Raw genomic sequence first — 16313 nt, forward strand, 5'->3', positions numbered from 1 at the left:
CGCCAGGGTCGCACCGGGCCGCGGCCGGTCAGCGCAGCGGGTCGAACGGCGCGAGCTGCGCGGGGCGTTCGCCGGTGACCATCGTCTCGGCGAGCAGCAGTCCGGTGGCCGGGCCGAGGGTGATGCCCCACATGCCGTGGCCGCCCGCGGCGAAGACCCGGGGTGAGCGGGTGCGGCCGATCAGGGGAAGTCCGTCGGTCGTGCACGGGCGTGAGCCGACCCACTCGTCCTTGCGGGCGTCCAGGTCGGCCCCGCGCAGCAGCGGGCGGGCCGCCTCGGCGATGGCGTTGATCCGCCGGGCGTCCAGGGGCGCTTCCGGCTTGCGGAACTCCATCATTCCGGCGACGCGCAGCCGGTCGCCGAGCGGCGTGCAGGCGACGCGCTGTCCGGGGAAGTAGACCGGTCCGGACGGCACGTGCTCGACCGGGACGCTGAAGCTGTACCCCCGGCCGGCCTGTACGAGGGAGCGGACGCCGAACTTTTTGGCGTGCCGGCCGAGCCAGGCTCCGGTGGCCAGGACCACCGCGTCGAAGCGTCGGTTCTGGCCGTCACCGGTCAGGACGGTGACACCGGTGGCCGCGTCCCGCACATCGGTGACCTCCGTGTTCTCCCGGATCTCCCCGCCCCGGGCACGGACCGCGTCGGCCAGGGAGTGCACGAAGTGTCCCGGGTCGATGTAGCGCTGACCGTGCAGCCGGATCGCCGCGCCGATCTCGTCCGAGAGGGACGGCTCGACCCCCCGGGCCTCGTCTCCGTCGAGGATGTCGAACTCCATGCTCTGGCCCGCGGCGTGGATCTGTTCGAGTTCCTCCAGCAGAACCCGGCGCTCCCCGGCCGTGCGGTAGGCCGCGAGGAAGGACTTGGCGTCGAGGGTGCGCGCCTCGACGCCTCCTTCGGCCAGCAGGTCGAAGGAGGACAGCGACAGGCCGTTGATGGGGACGAGCGCGCGCATCGCGCGCAGCCACCGTGTCGCGGTGCTGTTGCGGGCGAATCCTGCCAGGAACCTGAGCAGGCCGGGGTTCGCGCTGGGCGGGACGTAGACCGGGGAGGACGGGCTGAGCACCGCTCGCAGGCCGTAGCTGAGGACCGCGGGTTCGGGCAACGGTGTCGCCAGTCCGGGGGTGAGCCATCCGGCGTTGCCCCAGGACGATCCGGCGGCCACTCCCGCGCGGTCGTACACGGTGACGTCGACCCCTCGCTCCTGCAGGAACCAGGCGGTGGACAGTCCGACCATGCCGGCGCCGACGACGGCGACGGAGCGGGGGTCGGAGTGTGCGGGCGAGGGCGTGCGGGCCATGCGAAACCTCTTCTCCAAGGCGGTGATGTCTCCGATGGTGAGCCCGGTCCGCCCGGTTGTCTTTGTGCTGCGCGGCCAATGAAAGGCGGATCGATGATGCTCAGGGCACTGCGCACGGGAGTCACAATGGGGGCATGACCCTGCGCATGAGCCGTTCCTCTCCCACCACGGGGTACCAGTGATGATCACGGTTACCGATCTCGTGGACTCCCTGGGCGCCGGCTTCCTCCGTACGGTCGTGGCGGCCAGGGACGCCGAAGTGCACGACATCGCCCTGGCCGAGCCCGGCGACGCCGGGGGGCAGCCGGGGGAACTCGTCCTGGGGGTGGGCGTGACCGACCGGGCGGAGGCCCTCGCTCTGCTGGAGCGGGCCGCACGGGCGGCGGCCGGGGGCGTCGTTCTCAAGAGCCCCTTCGCCGGCGATCCCCAGGTGGCCCGCGCCACTCGCGAGCTGGCGGGCCCCGCCCTGGTCGAACTGCAGCCGCACACCTCATGGGCGCATGTCGTCTGGCTGCTGCGAGGTGTCATCGACCGGGCCGCCGCGCCCGACACCGGTCGCCTCGGTACGCCCGGACCGCACGTCGACCTGTTCGCGCTGGCCGACGCGGCTGCCGAGATCATCGACGCGCCCGTGACGGTGGAGGACGCGCAGTCCCGGGTTCTCGCGTACTCCGCACGGCAGGACACCACCGATCCGGCGAGGGTCTCCACCATCGTGGGACGACGCGTCCCGCCGGAGACCCTCACCCATTTCCGGGCCGGCGGTGTCTTCCGCAGGCTCGCCCGCTCCAGCGACCCCATCTGGACCCCGGCGGGCCCCGACGGCACGCTGCCCCGGCTGATCATCCCGGTGCGGGCCGGCGGCGAGTGGCTCGGCTCGATCTGGGCGGTGGTCGGCCCTCCGGTCCCGGAGGAGCGCATCCGGGAGCTCGGCGAGGTGGCCTCGGTCCTCGCCCTGCATCTGCTGCGGCTGCGCGCCGAGGCGGGTATCGCACGGCGGGTGTCGACCGGCCGGCTGCGGGCGGCCCTGCGCGAGGGAGCCGCACCGGGCCCGGGCGCGCTTCCCGGACCCGGCACGCTGCCTGCCCTGCCGGCGGGCCCCTGGCGGGTGGTGGCCTTCGGGTCGCCCTACGAGGCCGGCGACGTACGCAGGCAGCTGGATCTGTGGGAGTCCGTCGTACGCCGCTTCGGCTGGCACGAGCCCTTGCTGACCGACATCGACGGGTCGCTGTTCGGCCTGGTCACCGAGCGACCGCGCGGCAGACGGCCGGTCACGGCCGGCGGCATGGCCGACGCCGGTGCGGGCACCCTCGACTGGCTCCGCCATGTGCTCGGTGAGGTCCACTCGCGCGATGCCGGCCTGTACGCCGTCGCGGGGGGCCCTGCCCACTCCCCCGACCGGTTGCCCCGTTCCACCGCGGAGGCCGGGGAGCTCCACCGGCTGGTCATCATGGGCCGGCTCCCGCTCCACGGCACGACGGGGATCGTCCTGATGGAGGACGCCTGGGACGCCGTGGTCGTGGAGCGTGCCACGGCGGCCGTCGGGATCGACACGGGCCTGCTCGGCGGCCCGCTCGCCGTGCTGCGCGCGCACGACGAGGAGCACGGCACGCCGTACCGCGCGACGCTCGCGGCCTGGCTGGACCACTTCGGTGACCCGCAGAGCGCCGCGCGGCTGCTGCGGATCCACCCCAACACTCTGCGGTACCGGCTGCGCAAGCTCGACGAGGTGGCCCCGGTGGACCTGTCCTCTCCCCGCGTGCGGCTGGCTCTGCGGCTGCAGCTCACGGCGATGGACGGGTCGCCGGCCCGGGGCGAGGCTCCCGGTCCTTCCTCGCCGCCGCCCCGTCCGTGACGGCTCGCGGCCTCATCCGGTCGGCCACTGAAAGTACGTTCATCAAAAATGAGTCATTGATGATAGGACAGGAGGTCAGATACCGCGCGTCGAGGGAGTTCACGTGACCGAGCAGGCAGCTGAGACCACCGACGGGCGGGTGTTCGTCGACCGGCAGAGCCCGGACGCCTATCGCGCACTGTCGGCCACGGCCGAGGCGGTGCGCAAGGTCGCGGCCGACGCCGGGCTGGACCGCATCCTCGTCGAGCTGATCAACATCCGGGTCTCCCAGCTCAACGCGTGCGCGTTCTGCCTCGGTCTGCACACCACGAGGGCGCTGCGCGCCGGTGAGACCACACAGCGCCTGGGCGTGCTGCCCGCCTGGCGCGACACCGAACTGTTCGACCCTCGCGAGCGTGCCGCGCTGGCGCTGGCCGAGGCGACCACCCTTCCCGCGGACGCGGACGCGCAGACCACCGCCTACCGCATAGCCCGCCCCGTACTGTCGGAGGACGAGATCTCCGCCGTGATCTGGGTGGCGATCACCATGAACGCCTTCAACCGGGTCTCGGTCCTGAGCAAGCACCCGGTGCGCAGCCGTGCCGCGGCACCGGCCGGCTGAAGGCCCCCGCGGGCCTGCTGTGGCCTCACGTTCTGCCCTGGCCCCATCGACCACGCGCAGGGGTGGGACCGGTACCAGGGACGCAGTCGTCCGGTTCCGGACCTAGGTCTTCGGCCTGTTACGTCGCCGTGGCGCCGCGCCTACCGTCCTGACCATGGACACGACGGGCATGCTCGACGAAGCACTCCAGCGACTGCACCGCTGCGGGCCGGAGCGGCTCGGACGGCTCACCAATCACGCACCGATGGCCGTCGAGGCCCTGGCCGCGCGAGGGCGGGCCGGTTCGGTGCACCGCTGGCTCGACCTGTACGCACGCAAGCTCGAGGAGTTCCCGGCCGGGGGCGAGCCGGTCACGACGGCCAACTGGCCTTCGGCGCTCGGCGATCCCCGCCGTGCCGCCGACTGGATCGGCTATTTCGGCCGAGAGGTCGCCGAACGCCCCTGGCGTGACGTGCTGACCGAGTGGTGGCCCCGTCTCCTGCCCGGTCTGTACGGCGGTTCCACCCATCCGGTGATCCGGGTGGGGCACGCCGTGCGGACGCTCCTGGTCGGCGAGGCCACCGAGCCGCGCCTGGCCGAACTCGGGCACGGCCTCGGCTACTGGGCCGCCCGCCATCGTCCCGTCGCGGATCTCGCCTCGTTGCCCGGCTCGGACAGCGCCGCCGCGGCGATGGACGCGGTGACGCCCATCGCCGTGCAGGACGGCGGCTTCGCCGACCGGCTCCGGCGCGTCACCGGCCTGCCGGTGTGGGCGGCAGCGGTCACGGACCCGGACGAGGCCCGCGATCGCCTCGCCGAACTGGTGCGGGCGGCGACCCACCGGTACGCCACGCATGGCCACGGCGAGGAGACGATGCTGGTCCACGCTGCCACGGCCCCCAATGCCGTACTGCGCAGCCTGCCCGCGCTCCCGCGTGCCCTGTGGGTGCCGAGTCTGCGGGCCGCCTGGACGGCGTCCGCGGCGGTGACCGCGATGTACGCGCCCCGCTCCCCCGTCGCGTACGCCGCGCCGGGGATTGTCACCCCCGAGGAGGTCTTCGAACGGGCGCCGGCGCACGGCGACGAACACGTCATCAAGCTGACGGACACGGCCCTCGACGTCGGCGACGAACCGGCTCTGGCGGCGGCCCTGCGCGCCGTCGAGCTGAGCGAACCCCTGGTCCAGGACGCGTCGCGCGGCCGGGCAGCACTGTTCACGCCGGGCCGCAGCGGCGGCGGAGCAGTTCCACGCCGGGGCCCGTGAGGTCGTCGCAGTACACCGCGCGTCCCGTCATGGCCATCACCAGGGCCACGGTCGGGCCGGACACCAGGGGTCCGGAACCGGTGGTGAAGGGACCGTCGTCGGCGACGAGCCGCAGGCCGCCGATCCGGCCCTTGGCCACGACGACCTGGTCCGTGCTCCGGTAGTACTCGGCGACCCGTGTGACGACGTCGGCCGGATGGTCGCGACGGATGCCCAGCGGGCGCCGGATGTCCTCTCCGTGCACGATCGTCTCGCCCAGCATGGCGATGACGGGCAAAGGGGGCTTGGTCGTGCTCGGGACGGCACGCCGGAACCGGTCGAGGGTCTCGGCCGGAGTCGCGCCCATCTGCTCGGCCAGCCGCATGGCCACCTGCTTGTCGAAGTCGAACCGGCAGCGGATCACCCCGGCCAGCCAGCGCGGCCCGTTCAGGCTCGCGCCCGCGGTGAGGTGCGCCAGCACCTCGCGCACGGTCAGGCCGGTGCACAGTGACGGCGTCACCCACCGCTCGTCGGTCAGTCCGGCGAGATCGGCCGCCAGCGCCGCGCGTTCCGCGTGGACCGAGGGCCAGATGGCCGTCCCGCGGATACGGCGGCCTGTCGTGGGTTCGGGATGGGGCATGCGGGCAGGTCTCCTGTCACGGGGCGTACGGCTCGGGTGTGGCCGGCGTGCTCTCGGTTCGTGAGGGAGACTCCCGGTCCGGGACGAAGTCATCGGTCGCCGATGAGTTCCGGAGGCCGGGCCGGTCTCCCTGGTGTACGACGACAACGTTCCCGGGACGGATGTGACGACCGTGCAAAGCGGTTCCGCCTACGCCGAGGTCAACGGTCTCGAGATGTACTACGAGGTCCACGGCGTCGACCGCGCGCCCCGGCGCCCGCTGGTGCTGCTGCACGGCGGGGTCCTCACGGTCGGGCTGTCCTTCGGTGCCGTGCTGCCCGCCCTGGCCGCCGACCGGCCGGTGGTCGCTCCCGAACTGCAGGGACACGGGCACACCGCCGACATCGACCGCGCCATGAGGGTGCCGGATCTGGCTTTTGACGTGGTGGCACTGCTCGACGCGATCGGTGTCGAAGAGGCCGATTTCCTCGGGTACAGCCTCGGCGGGCTGATCGCCCTCGAGATCGGGGTCAGGCATCCCGGGCGGGTGGGGCGGCTCGTGCTCGCCGCCGCCCAGTACACGCAGGACGGCGTCCATGAGGAGGTCCGTACCCCCGGCCACAGCTCACCGCGGCTGCCCGGCGAGGCGGACTTCCGGGAGATGGCCGACGCGTACGCAGCGAGCGCGCCGTATCCCGAGCGCTTCGAGGATCTCCTCGCCAAGTGCTCCGCGGCGGCGCACGCCCCGCTGCCCTGGACCGCCGACGACCTGCGCGGGCTGACCGCTCCCACACTGCTGGTCATCGGCGACACCGACTTCGTACGGGTCGAGCACGCCGCCGAGATGCAGCGGCTGATTCCGCGGTCGCGGCCGGCCGTGCTGCCCGCCACCACGCACATGACGCTGATGCGGCGGACGTCCCTGCTCCTGCCACTGCTGGACGAGTTCCTCGGCTGAGCACCAGCGGCGGGAACCGGGACGACCGGCGCGCGGCAGGCGGCGGGCGGCGGGCGGCTCAGGCGAGTTCCACGAGGAGGTCGCCGCCCTCCACCTGCTGGATGCGGTTGATGGCCAGCCGGCTCACCGTGCCGGACTTCGGGGCGGTGATCGCGGCCTCCATCTTCATCGCCTCGATGGTGGCCACCGTGGCACCGGCCGCCACCTCGTCGCCCTCGGCGACCGCGAGGGTCACCACTCCGGCGAACGGCGCCGCGACATGGCCGGGGTCGCTGCGGTCGGCCTTCTCGGTGACCGGGACGTCGGAGGCGGCGGCCCGGTCGCGGACCTGGATCGGCCGCATCTGACCGTTCAGGGTGGACATCACGGTGCGCATGCCGCGCTCGTCGGCGTCGCCCACGGCCTGGAGTTCGATGAGCAGCCGCACCCCGGGGTCGAGGTCGACGGTGTACTCCTTGTCGGGGCGCAGTCCGTAGAAGAAGGCCTTGCTGTCCAGGACGCTGGTGTCGCCGAAGGTCTGCCGGTGCGTCTCGAACTCGCGGGCCGGACCGGCGAACAGCAGGCGGTTGAGCGTGGACCGGCGGTCCTTCGCCAGCCCGGCGCGGTCGTCCGCGCTCAGTTCCCGCACCGGCTTGGCCTCGGCGCGGCCGCGCAGTGCCTTGGTCCGGAACGGCTCGGGCCAGCCGCCGGGCGGGGTGCCGAGTTCGCCGCGCAGGAAGCCGATGACGGAGTCGGGGATGTCGAACCGGTCCGGGTCCTGCTCGAAGTCCCGCGGGGACACCCCGGCGCCCACCAGGTGCAGGGCCAGGTCGCCGACCACCTTCGACGAGGGGGTCACCTTGACGAGGCGGCCGAGGATCCGGTCGGCGGCGGCGTACATCGCCTCGATGTCCTCGAAGCGGTCGCCCAGGCCGAGGGCGATGGCCTGGGTGCGCAGGTTGGAGAGCTGCCCGCCGGGGATCTCGTGGTGGTAGACACGGCCGGTGGGTGAGGCCAGGCCCGCTTCGAAGGGGGCGTAGACCTTGCGGACACTCTCCCAGTACGGCTCCAGGTCGCCGACGGCCTGGAGGTCGAGGCCGGTGGGCCGGTCCGAGTGGTCGGTCGCCGCGACGATCGCCGACAGGCTGGGCTGCGAGGTGGTGCCCGCCATGGACGCCACCGCTCCGTCGACGGCGTCCGCTCCGGCCTGGATGGCGGCGAGGTAGGTGGCGAGCTGCCCGCCGGAGGTGTCGTGGGTGTGCAGGTGGACCGGCAGGTCGAACTCCCGGCGCAGGGCGGACACCAGGGTCGCCGCCGCGGGTGCCCTCAGCAGGCCGGCCATGTCCTTGACGGCCAGGACGTGCGCGCCCGCGGCCACGATCTGCTCGGCCAGGCGCAGGTAGTAGTCCAGGGTGTAGAGCCGCTCGGACGGGTCGGACAGGTCGGAGGTGTAGCACAGGGCGACCTCCGCGACGGCCGTCCCGGTCTCCCGTACGGCGTCGATGGCGGGCCGCATCTGGTTGACGTCGTTGAGCGCGTCGAAGATGCGGAAGACGTCGATGCCGGTGGCCGCCGCCTCCTGGACGAAGGCGTCGGTCACCTCGGTCGGGTAGGGCGTGTAGCCCACGGTGTTGCGGCCGCGCAGCAGCATCTGGAGGCAGATGTTCGGCACGGCTTCGCGCAGGGCGGCCAGGCGTTCCCAGGGGTCCTCGGCGAGGAAGCGCAGGGCGACGTCGTAGGTGGCGCCGCCCCAGCACTCCAGGGAGAGCAGCTCGGGCAGGGTGCGCGCCACCACGGGGGCGACGGCGAGCAGGTCCTTGGTGCGGACCCGGGTGGCGAGCAGCGACTGGTGGGCGTCGCGGAAGGTGGTGTCGGTGACGCCGACGGTGGGTGAGGCGCGCAGCCGGCTCGCGAACCCCTCGGGGCCCAGTTCCGCGAGCAGTTGCCGGGACCCGGGCGCCGGCTCGGCCGCGGTCGGCCGGGGCAGCTTGGTGGTGGGGTCGATCAGCTCGGGCCGCTCGCCGTGCGGCTTGTTGACCGTGACGTCGGCGAGGTAGGTCAGCAGCTTCGTGCCGCGGTCTGCGGAGTGGCGTGCGGTGAGCAGGTGCGGGCGCTGCTCGATGAACGACGTGGTGACCCGGCCGGCCTGGAACTCCGGGTCGTCGAGCACGGCCTGGAGGAAGGGGATGTTGGTGGAGACGCCGCGGATGCGGAACTCGGCCACGGCGCGCCGGGCCCGGCCCACGGCGGTGGCGAAGTCCCGGCCCCGGCAGGTCAGTTTCACCAGCATGGAGTCGAAGTGGGCGCTGATCTCCGTACCGGCGTGGGTGGTGCCGCCGTCCAGGCGGATGCCGGAGCCGCCGGGCGAGCGGTAGGCGCTGATCTGCCCGGTGTCGGGGCGGAAGCCGTTGGCCGGGTCCTCGGTGGTGATGCGGCACTGCAGCGCGGCGCCGCGCAGGGTGATGTTCTCCTGGGCGAGTCCGAGGTCGGCGAGGGTCTCGCCGGCGGCGATGCGCAGCTGCGCCTGTACGAGGTCGACGTCGGTGACCTCCTCGGTCACCGTGTGCTCGACCTGGATGCGGGGGTTCATCTCGATGAAGACGTGGTTCCCGTCGCGGTCGACGAGGAATTCCACGGTGCCGGCGTTGCGGTAGCCGATCTGGCGGGCGAAGCGCACGGCGTCGGCGCAGATCCTGTCCCGCAGCTCCGGGTCGAGGTTCGGCGCGGGCGCGAGTTCGATCACCTTCTGGTGGCGGCGCTGCACCGAGCAGTCACGCTCGAAGAGGTGGATGACGTTGCCCTCGCCGTCGGCGAGGATCTGCACCTCGATGTGGCGGGGATCGACGACAGCCCGCTCCAGGAAGACCGTGGGGTCGCCGAACGCGGACGCGGCCTCCCGTGAGGCCGCCTCGATGGACTCCCGCAGCTGGGCGGGTTCCTCGACCCGGCGCATCCCGCGCCCGCCACCGCCGGCGACCGCCTTGACGAACACGGGGAAGCCGATGTCGTCGGCGGCGCGCACGAGTTCCTCCACGTCGGTGGAGGGCTCCGAGGAGCCGAGCACCGGCACGTCCGCCGCGCGGGCCGCGGCGACGGCGCGCGCCTTGTTCCCGGTCAGCTCCAGGATCCGGGCGCTCGGTCCGACGAAGGTGATGCCCGCCTCTTCGCACGCCAGGGCCAGCTCGGGGTTCTCGGACAGGAATCCGTAGCCCGGGTAGACGGCGTCGGCGCCCGCCCGGCGGGCCGCACCGACGATCTCCTCGACGGAGAGATAGGCGCGCACCGGATGCCCGACCTGGCCGATCTGGTACGCCTCGTCCGCCTTGAGCCGGTGGAGCGAGTTGCGGTCCTCGTGGGGGAAGACCGCGACCGTTCGGGCACCCAGCTCGTAGCCCGCGCGGAACGCCCTGATCGCGATCTCACCACGGTTGGCTACCAGCACCTTGCGGAACATGTTGATCCCTTCAGCCTGCCCGGTGACGAAGACCATCGTGTCGGTGACGGGCCCGGTGCGCCATGTGAGCCGGGCCACTCGTCACGCGCCGGACGAGGTTGCCGCTTCGGCGCCGTGGGGCACGTCAGTGTGCGGGGGTGGCGTCCTGACGGGCGGGGTGGCCGAGCCAGTAACCGAAACCCCGGCGGGTGCGGATCAGCGCGGGGTGTTCCTTGTCCACCTTGAGCCTCAGTCGGGAGACGAGCTTCTCGATGGCCGAGTTGGCCCGGTACTCGCCCCACACGTGCCGGCTGATCTGCTCCTTCGACAGCACGCGTTCGGCGTTGGCCAGCAGGTGGCTCAGGAGACGGTATTCGGCGGGGGTGAGGTCGAGCTGTCTGGACCCGCGCCATGCCTGGCAGGCGGCGTCGTCCAGGACCAGGTCGCCGTAGCAGTGCATCCCCTGCTGCTCGGGGGCACGGCCGCGCAGCAGGACCTGGGCCCTGGCCAGGAATTCGGTGATCCGCACCGGCTTGGTGACGTAGTCCTCGCCGCTCGGGCCGAGTTCGGGCAGGAGGCTGTGGAGGAAGTCGCAGGTGGTCAGGAACAGCAGCGGCGGCCGGTCCGCGGGCGCCACGCGCCGCCCCCGGGTGAAGCCGATCAGGTCGGGCAGGGTGGCGTCCAGGACCACCAGGTCGAAGCGGTGTTCCGTGAATCGCACCATCCCGTCGGCCGCGGTCCCCGCGGTGCAGACCCGGTGGCCCACCAACTCGAGTGCGGTGGCGATCAGTTCGGTCACCGAGGGGTCCTGTTCGACGACCAGGACGTGCCGCCCGCGGCCGCGGGGCGGCCACGCTCCTTCTCCGAGGAAGCAGCCCGCCGGATGGCCGGTGCCCCGGTACCCGGGGAGGCCGGTCGGGCGGGGCGCGGCCGTCATGGCTCGAGGCCGGCCTCGGCCCGGGCCTCGAAGTCGCCCACCGTGCGAGGAAAGAGCCCGGAGAGCAGCCGGAGGTCCTCGGGCGACCGGTCCGCCGGCGCCACCCGCATGCTTCGGAGGCTCACTTCCCGCATCCGGTCGGCGGCGGCCGGTCCGGCCTCGGCGAGCCGGACACGCCGGTCCTCCGGATCGGGGACCCGCCGTACGTAGCCGTCCTTCTCCAACTGCCCGAGCTGCCGGGTGACATGGGACGCCTCCACGGAGAGGCGGGCCACCGGCTTCCCGGGGCGCAGCGGGTCGCTCCCGGCGGCGTGCCGCAGGATCGCCGCGGCGGCCCGGTGCAGCGGCGGCCCGGCCACGGCCATCAGGCGCTCGTGCTGCCGGACCCGGCCCACCGGGCAGGCGACACGGGCGAGGGCCCGCTCGGTCTCGACCGGATCCGGCGAGGCGGGTACGGATACCCCTGCGGGCGCGGATACCACTGCGGGCTGCGGGACGGACATGTGGTTACCGTAGAGTTACTTGACTGAGTTAAGCAAGGTGGGCGCAGGCCTTCTCACTCCCGCGTCACCCCCACTCCGCCACCGGACCCTTCGTATGACGTGAATCACGTCAGGCTGAGGTCAGGAAACTGACCGGAAGGTGTCAGCCCGCTCCGCTTCCATGCCCGGTGGCCGAGCTTTCCGATTCCACAACTCCTGCTTCCTTTACGGCCGTTCCAGCCGGAAGCGCTCCCCCACGTCATGTAGGAGATGCCATGCCCGAGGCCCTGTCCTGCCCTGCCGGCGGCACCGCCGAGGAGTTGCCCGAGTATCCGCTGCCGCGGGCGGCGCAGTGCCCTCTGGCCCCGGCCCCGGCCGCGCAGGAGCTGCGGGCGGAGCGCCCGGTCACGAAGGTCCGCATCTGGAACGGCAGTACGCCCTGGCTGGTCACCCGGCACGCCGACCAGCGTGCCCTCCTGCCCGACCCCCGGGTGAGCGACGACGACCTCGACCCCGGCTTCCCCCATGTCAACGCCCACCGGGCGATGATCGCCCTGGCCACACCCCGGCTGATCACGAACACGGACGCGCCGGAGCACACCCGGCTGCGCCGGACCGTCAACGGCCCGTTCCTGGTCAAGCGGATCGAGAGGATGCGGGCCCCGGTCCAGAAAATCGTCGATGACCTGATCGACACGATGCTGGCGGGCCCCCACCCGGTCGACCTGCTCACGGCGTTCGCGCTGCCGGTGCCGTCGCTGGTCATCGCCGAACTGCTCGGGGTGCCCTATGAGGACCACGACTTCTTCCAGCGCAGCAGCAGCCTGGTCCTGGACGGCGCCGCGGCGCCCGAGGAGGCCCGGAGGGTCAGCGGTGAGCTGGCCGCCTATCTGAACGACCTGATCAGGCGGAAGACGGACGACCCGGGCGAGGATGTGCTCTCCGAGATGGCCGGCCGGGTCCGCGACGGGGAGATGTCGCACACCGAGGCCGTCCACATGGGCGTGGCGATGCTGATCGCCGGCCACGAGACGACCGCGACGATGATCAGCCTCGGCACCCTGGCGCTGTTCGAGCACCCCGACCAGCTCGCCCTGTTGCGGGAGACCGACGACCCGAAGCTGGTCGCGAACGCGGTGGACGAGCTGCTGCGCTACCTGACCATCGTCCAGACCGGTGTGCGCCGGGTCGCCAAGGAGGACATCGAACTCGGCTCGGTGGTCATCCGCAAGGGCGAGGGCATCGTCTTCGACCTGCACGCGGCGAACTGGGACCCGGAGGCGTTCCCCGAGGCCGGACGGCTGGACCTCACCCGCCCCGCCCGGGTCCACCAGGCGTTCGGCTACGGGCCCCACCAGTGCCTGGGCCAGAACCTGGCCCGGCTGGAACTCCAGGTCGCCTACGGCACCCTCTACCGCCGCATCCCCACCCTGCGCGCGGCCGCCCCGATCGAGGACCTTTCCTTCGACCGCACCGGGACGACGTACGGCGTCCACAGCCTGCCCGTCACCTGGTGACCGGCCCCGCCCCCACCCCCACCGCACGACCGGCAGAACCGGAAGGACCGACCGAGTGACAACGACGCGTGTGGAACTGGACGAACCCAAGTGCGTGGCGTCGGGACAGTGCGTCCTGGCCGCCCCCGACGTCTTCGACCAGCGGGACGACGACGGAGTGGCGGTCCTGCTGGAGGAGTACCCCGGTGAGGAACTGCTCCACGACGCGCGCCAGGCCGAGGCGGTCTGCCCGGCCGCGGCGATCCGCCTGGTGGAGCGGTGAGACGCGTCGTGGTCGTCGGCGCATCGGCCGCCGGACTCGCTGCGGCCGAGACCCTGCGCCGGGCGGGCCACGACGGCCCGCTCACCCTCGTCGGTGACGAGCCGCACGTCCCGTACGACCGTCCTCCGCTGTCCAAGCAGATCCTCTCCGGCGCGTGGCCGACCGGACGGCTGCCGTTGCGCCGGGACGAGGACCTCGACGCCCTGGACCTGGACCTGAGGCTGGGAACGGCGGCGACCGGGCTGGACCTGGCGGACCGCACGGTCCGGCTGGCCGACGGGTCGCGGGTGCCCTACGACGGGCTGATCGTGGCCACGGGCGTGCGTCCCCGGCGGCTGCCCGGCGAGGGAGCGCACGTCCTGCGCACGCTGGACGACGCCCTCGCGCTGCGTGACGTGCTGACGCCGGGCACCAGGCTCGTCGTGGTGGGCGCCGGGTTCCTCGGTGCCGAGGCCGCCGCCGTCGCCCGGGGCCTGGGCGCCCATGTCACCCTGCTCGAGCCGTCTCCCGCCCCGCTGGCCCACGCCGTCGGCACCGAGGTCGGCGGGATGCTCTCCCGCGTCCATCTCGACCACGGCGTGGAGTTGCGCACCTCGGTCACCGTGACGGAGGTGACCGAGGACGGCGTGCGGCTGGCCGGCGGCGAGGTGGTCGAGGCCGACGAGATCCTGGTCGCCGTCGGTTCGCTGCCGAACACCGGCTGGCTCGCGGAGAGCGGGCTGGCGCTCGGCGACGGCGTGATCTGCGACGAGTACTGCGAGGCCGCACCGGGGGTGTACGCGGCCGGTGACATCGCCCGCTGGTACAACCCGCTGTTCGGGACGTCGATGCGGATCGAGCACCGTACGAACGCCGCCGAGCAGGGCATGGCCGCCGCGCGCAACCTGCTCGCCGCGCCGGAGGCGCGCACGCCGTTCGCGCCCGTTCCGTACTTCTGGTCCGACCAGTACGGCCTGCGGATCCAGGCTTACGGCTACCTGCGCGGCCACGACGAAGTCACCGTCGTGGACGGGGACACGGCCGGGCGGCGGTTCGTCGCCGCCTACCGCAGGGGCGGAAGACTCACCGGCGCACTGGCGGTGGGCATGCCGCCCAGGGCCGTCCGCGCCTGGCGGAAGGCCGTCGCGGACGGTACGGCCTGGCACGAGGCCGTACGGGACGAGGCTGCCGCCCCCGACGGCCTCATCGGCATCGGTCATCACCACGGCAAGGAGACCTCCCATGCACGACAGTAGGGACGACCGGTCGCGTGACGTGGTCGTCGTCACCGGAGCGGGCGGGATGGGGTCGGCGGTCGCCCGACGGCTGGGCAGCGGGCGGACGCTGATCCTCGCCGACGCGTCCCGCGCCCGGCTGGACGAAACGGTGGACGCGCTGCGCGCCGAGGGGTACGCGGTACGGGGCGTGCCGACCGACGTCCGCGACCGTGCGGCGGTGGAGCGACTGGCCCGGACCGCGGCCGGGGCGGGGCGGATCACGGCCGTCGTGCACACGGCCGGGGTGGCCGCCGCGACCGCCTCGGTGTCCAGGATTCTCGAGGTCGACCTGCTCGGCACGGTGTACGTCATCGAGGCTTTCGAGCAGGTGGCCGTCCGTGGCACGTCGCTGGTCTGCGTCGCCAGCGTCGCCGGGCACATGGCCTCGATCGGCGCCGAGGACGAGGCCTCCCTGGCCACGGCACCCGCGGACCGGCTGCTGGGCCTGGACGCGGTCACCGGCCTCGGCGACGATCCGACGGCCGCCTACATCCTGGCCAAACGGGCGAATCTCCTGCGGGTGCAGGCCGCCGCCCTCGCGTGGAGCCGGCTCGGCGCCCGCGTCAACACGGTCAGTCCGGGCATCGTCGCCACCGCGATGGCGACGGCGGAGGCCGACGCGGACTCCGACGGGCACATGATGAGAATGCTCGACGCGTGCGGCGCCGGCCGCCCTGGTACACCCGCCGAGATCGCCGACGCGGTGGCCTTCCTCACGGATCCGCACTCCTCGTACATCACCGGCGCAGACCTGCTCGTCGACGGCGGTCAGACGGCATGGATCCGGCACCACATGCCCCGCGGGTGACGGCGCTTCGGGGCCGGGAGGTCAGGGCGCGAGGCCGGCTGCCTCATGCGGGCAAGGGCGCGTCAGGAGGACAGCCCGGGAGATCTGAGCCTCCCTGCCGGGCCGGCGCCCTACGGACACTCCGACGGCGACGGGCCACTCCGGCGGATGGACGGCGGGCGCTGGCCCGGCAGACGGCAGACGACAGACGGCAGGGGCGCGTTTCCGCAGGTGGTAAATCGGTGTCCCGGACAGCCCGGTACCGGGATCATGGACCGGCCCCTGACGCGCAACTGTTGAGGAACCGCCCCCATGCCGGTGCCTGCCGACCCGACGATCCTCCACCCGATGCCCGAGCACCCGCGGGTGGTGCTGCTCAGGCCGCTGGTGCGGTCCCCGCTGATCGAGGTCGGGGAGTACTCGTACTACGACGACCCGGACGACCCGACCGCGTTCGAGACGCGCAACGTGCTCTACCACTACGGGCCCGAGAAGCTGGTCATCGGAAAGTTCTGCGCGCTGGGCACGGGAGTGCGGTTCCTCATGAACGGCGCCAACCACCGGATGGACGGCCCCTCCACCTTTCCCTTCCCCACCATGGGCGGCTCGTGGTCCGAACACTTCGACCTGCTCACCGGCCTGCCCGACCGGGGTGACACCGTCGTCGGCAACGACGTCTGGTTCGGTCACGGCACCACGGTGCTGCCGGGCGTACGGATCGGACACGGCGCCGTCATCGGCGCCGGTGCCGTGGTCACCGGCGACGTGCCCGACTACGGCATCGTCGGGGGCAATCCGGCCCGCCTCATCCGCACCCGCTACGGCCCCCGGGACGTCATGCGCCTGCTGGCGGTGGCCTGGTGGGACTGGCCCGCGGAGCACATCACCGGCCATGTTCGGACGATCATGTCGGGGAGCATCGCCGATCTGGAGTCAGCCGCCCCTGACCTCCCGCCCGTGTGACGCGCGTCCAGTCGTACGAACGACCGCGGGGCGCGCCGGATGCGGCCGGGTACCCCGAACGGGTAAGGAGTATCCGGCTCCGCGACGGATCCTCTCCCGCGTGGTCGGAGTCGGCCGGGGGTGCGACGCTGGGATGGAGAGGTGT

At 72.8% G+C, this 16313-nt stretch carries 14 protein-coding genes; 9 read left to right on the forward strand and 5 right to left on the reverse strand.

All coding sequences use genetic code 11. The annotated features are described in order from the left end of the window. Nucleotides 1-28: 28 nt before the first annotated feature. A complete protein-coding gene (locus tag V4Y04_RS00940) occupies nt 29-1297 on the reverse strand; it encodes an NAD(P)/FAD-dependent oxidoreductase (RefSeq protein WP_332425087.1) in 1269 nt (422 codons plus the stop codon). Between the two features lie 181 nt (nt 1298-1478). Here V4Y04_RS00940 and V4Y04_RS00945 point away from each other — a divergent pair, with 181 nt between their 5' ends. The 3 genes from V4Y04_RS00945 to V4Y04_RS00955 all read left to right on the forward strand — a co-directional run bounded on the left by V4Y04_RS00945 (nt 1479) and on the right by V4Y04_RS00955 (nt 4996). Continuing rightward, nucleotides 1479-3152, forward strand: coding sequence for a PucR family transcriptional regulator (locus V4Y04_RS00945; protein WP_332425088.1), 1674 nt, complete (start codon nt 1479-1481; stop codon nt 3150-3152). Between the two features lie 103 nt (nt 3153-3255). Then, nucleotides 3256-3753, forward strand: a complete 498-nt coding sequence (locus V4Y04_RS00950; RefSeq protein ID WP_332425089.1) for a carboxymuconolactone decarboxylase family protein — start codon at nt 3256-3258, stop codon at nt 3751-3753. A 154-nt stretch (nt 3754-3907) separates the two neighbouring features. Continuing rightward, nucleotides 3908-4996: a questin oxidase family protein gene (locus V4Y04_RS00955; protein ID WP_332425090.1), complete on the forward strand. Its 1089-nt coding sequence runs from the start codon at nt 3908-3910 to the stop codon at nt 4994-4996. On the opposite strand, the gene V4Y04_RS00960 is transcribed toward V4Y04_RS00955, so the two are convergent. Then, the gene (locus V4Y04_RS00960; RefSeq protein ID WP_332425091.1) at nt 4947-5615 is read right to left on the reverse strand and encodes a maleylpyruvate isomerase family mycothiol-dependent enzyme; all 669 of its coding nucleotides are present in this window, start codon (nt 5613-5615) and stop codon (nt 4947-4949) included. The two genes, V4Y04_RS00955 and V4Y04_RS00960, sit on opposite strands and share 50 nt — an antisense overlap. Before the next feature lie 163 nt (nt 5616-5778). Between V4Y04_RS00960 and V4Y04_RS00965 the strand changes: the two genes are divergently transcribed. After that, nucleotides 5779-6552, forward strand: coding sequence for an alpha/beta fold hydrolase (locus V4Y04_RS00965; protein ID WP_332425093.1), 774 nt, complete (start codon nt 5779-5781; stop codon nt 6550-6552). Nucleotides 6553-6610: 58 nt separating this feature from the next. Here V4Y04_RS00965 and V4Y04_RS00970 read toward each other — a convergent pair whose 3' ends face one another. The 3 genes from V4Y04_RS00970 to V4Y04_RS00980 form a co-directional block, all read right to left on the reverse strand. After that, nucleotides 6611-9985, reverse strand: a complete 3375-nt coding sequence (locus V4Y04_RS00970; RefSeq protein ID WP_332432657.1) for a pyruvate carboxylase — start codon at nt 9983-9985, stop codon at nt 6611-6613. Between the two features lie 124 nt (nt 9986-10109). After that, on the reverse strand, nt 10110-10901 hold the full coding sequence (locus V4Y04_RS00975; protein WP_332425094.1) for a response regulator transcription factor: 792 nt from the start codon (nt 10899-10901) through the stop codon (nt 10110-10112). Then, entirely contained in the window at nt 10898-11404 is a 507-nt protein-coding gene (locus V4Y04_RS00980; RefSeq protein WP_332425095.1) for a MarR family transcriptional regulator, read from the reverse strand. The genes V4Y04_RS00975 and V4Y04_RS00980 overlap by 4 nt, the downstream gene beginning before the upstream one ends. Before the next feature lie 254 nt (nt 11405-11658). Here V4Y04_RS00980 and V4Y04_RS00985 point away from each other — a divergent pair, with 254 nt between their 5' ends. From V4Y04_RS00985 to V4Y04_RS01005, 5 genes are all read left to right on the forward strand, one after another. Next, the gene (locus V4Y04_RS00985; protein WP_332425096.1) at nt 11659-12900 is read left to right on the forward strand and encodes a cytochrome P450; all 1242 of its coding nucleotides are present in this window, start codon (nt 11659-11661) and stop codon (nt 12898-12900) included. Between the two features lie 55 nt (nt 12901-12955). Then, nucleotides 12956-13162 carry a ferredoxin gene (locus V4Y04_RS00990; protein WP_332425097.1) on the forward strand — a complete coding sequence of 69 codons (207 nt, stop codon included), beginning with the start codon at nt 12956-12958 and terminating at the stop codon, nt 13160-13162. Next, nucleotides 13159-14397 (forward strand): NAD(P)/FAD-dependent oxidoreductase, encoded by a 1239-nt coding sequence (locus tag V4Y04_RS00995; protein WP_332425099.1) that lies wholly within the window; start codon nt 13159-13161, stop codon nt 14395-14397. The genes V4Y04_RS00990 and V4Y04_RS00995 overlap by 4 nt, the downstream gene beginning before the upstream one ends. Then, nucleotides 14384-15226, forward strand: a complete 843-nt coding sequence (locus tag V4Y04_RS01000; RefSeq protein WP_332425101.1) for an SDR family oxidoreductase — start codon at nt 14384-14386, stop codon at nt 15224-15226. Before V4Y04_RS00995 ends, V4Y04_RS01000 begins: the two co-directional genes overlap by 14 nt. 291 nt (nt 15227-15517) lie before the next feature. Then, on the forward strand, nt 15518-16168 hold the full coding sequence (locus V4Y04_RS01005; protein ID WP_332425102.1) for a CatB-related O-acetyltransferase: 651 nt from the start codon (nt 15518-15520) through the stop codon (nt 16166-16168). The last annotated feature ends 145 nt before the right edge of the window (nt 16169-16313 follow it).

This window comes from Streptomyces sp. P9-A2, from assembly GCF_036634175.1.
GTDB classification, from domain to species: Bacteria; Actinomycetota; Actinomycetes; order Streptomycetales; family Streptomycetaceae; genus Streptomyces; species Streptomyces pratens.

Excerpts from the sequence above, each read along its gene's own strand:
- V4Y04_RS00960 (WP_332425091.1), bottom strand. The coding sequence starts at position 5,615 with ATGCCCCATCCCGAACCCACGACAGGCCGCCGTATCCGCGGGACGGCC.
- V4Y04_RS00945 (WP_332425088.1), top strand. The coding sequence starts at position 1,479 with ATGATCACGGTTACCGATCTCGTGGACTCCCTGGGCGCCGGCTTCCTC.
- V4Y04_RS00985 (WP_332425096.1), top strand. The coding sequence starts at position 11,659 with ATGCCCGAGGCCCTGTCCTGCCCTGCCGGCGGCACCGCCGAGGAGTTG.
- V4Y04_RS00940 (WP_332425087.1), bottom strand. The coding sequence starts at position 1,297 with ATGGCCCGCACGCCCTCGCCCGCACACTCCGACCCCCGCTCCGTCGCC.
- V4Y04_RS01005 (WP_332425102.1), top strand. The coding sequence starts at position 15,518 with ATGCCGGTGCCTGCCGACCCGACGATCCTCCACCCGATGCCCGAGCAC.
- V4Y04_RS00955 (WP_332425090.1), top strand. The coding sequence starts at position 3,908 with ATGGACACGACGGGCATGCTCGACGAAGCACTCCAGCGACTGCACCGC.
- V4Y04_RS00970 (WP_332432657.1), bottom strand. The coding sequence starts at position 9,985 with ATGTTCCGCAAGGTGCTGGTAGCCAACCGTGGTGAGATCGCGATCAGG.
- V4Y04_RS01000 (WP_332425101.1), top strand. The coding sequence starts at position 14,384 with ATGCACGACAGTAGGGACGACCGGTCGCGTGACGTGGTCGTCGTCACC.
- V4Y04_RS00975 (WP_332425094.1), bottom strand. The coding sequence starts at position 10,901 with ATGACGGCCGCGCCCCGCCCGACCGGCCTCCCCGGGTACCGGGGCACC.
- V4Y04_RS00980 (WP_332425095.1), bottom strand. The coding sequence starts at position 11,404 with ATGTCCGTCCCGCAGCCCGCAGTGGTATCCGCGCCCGCAGGGGTATCC.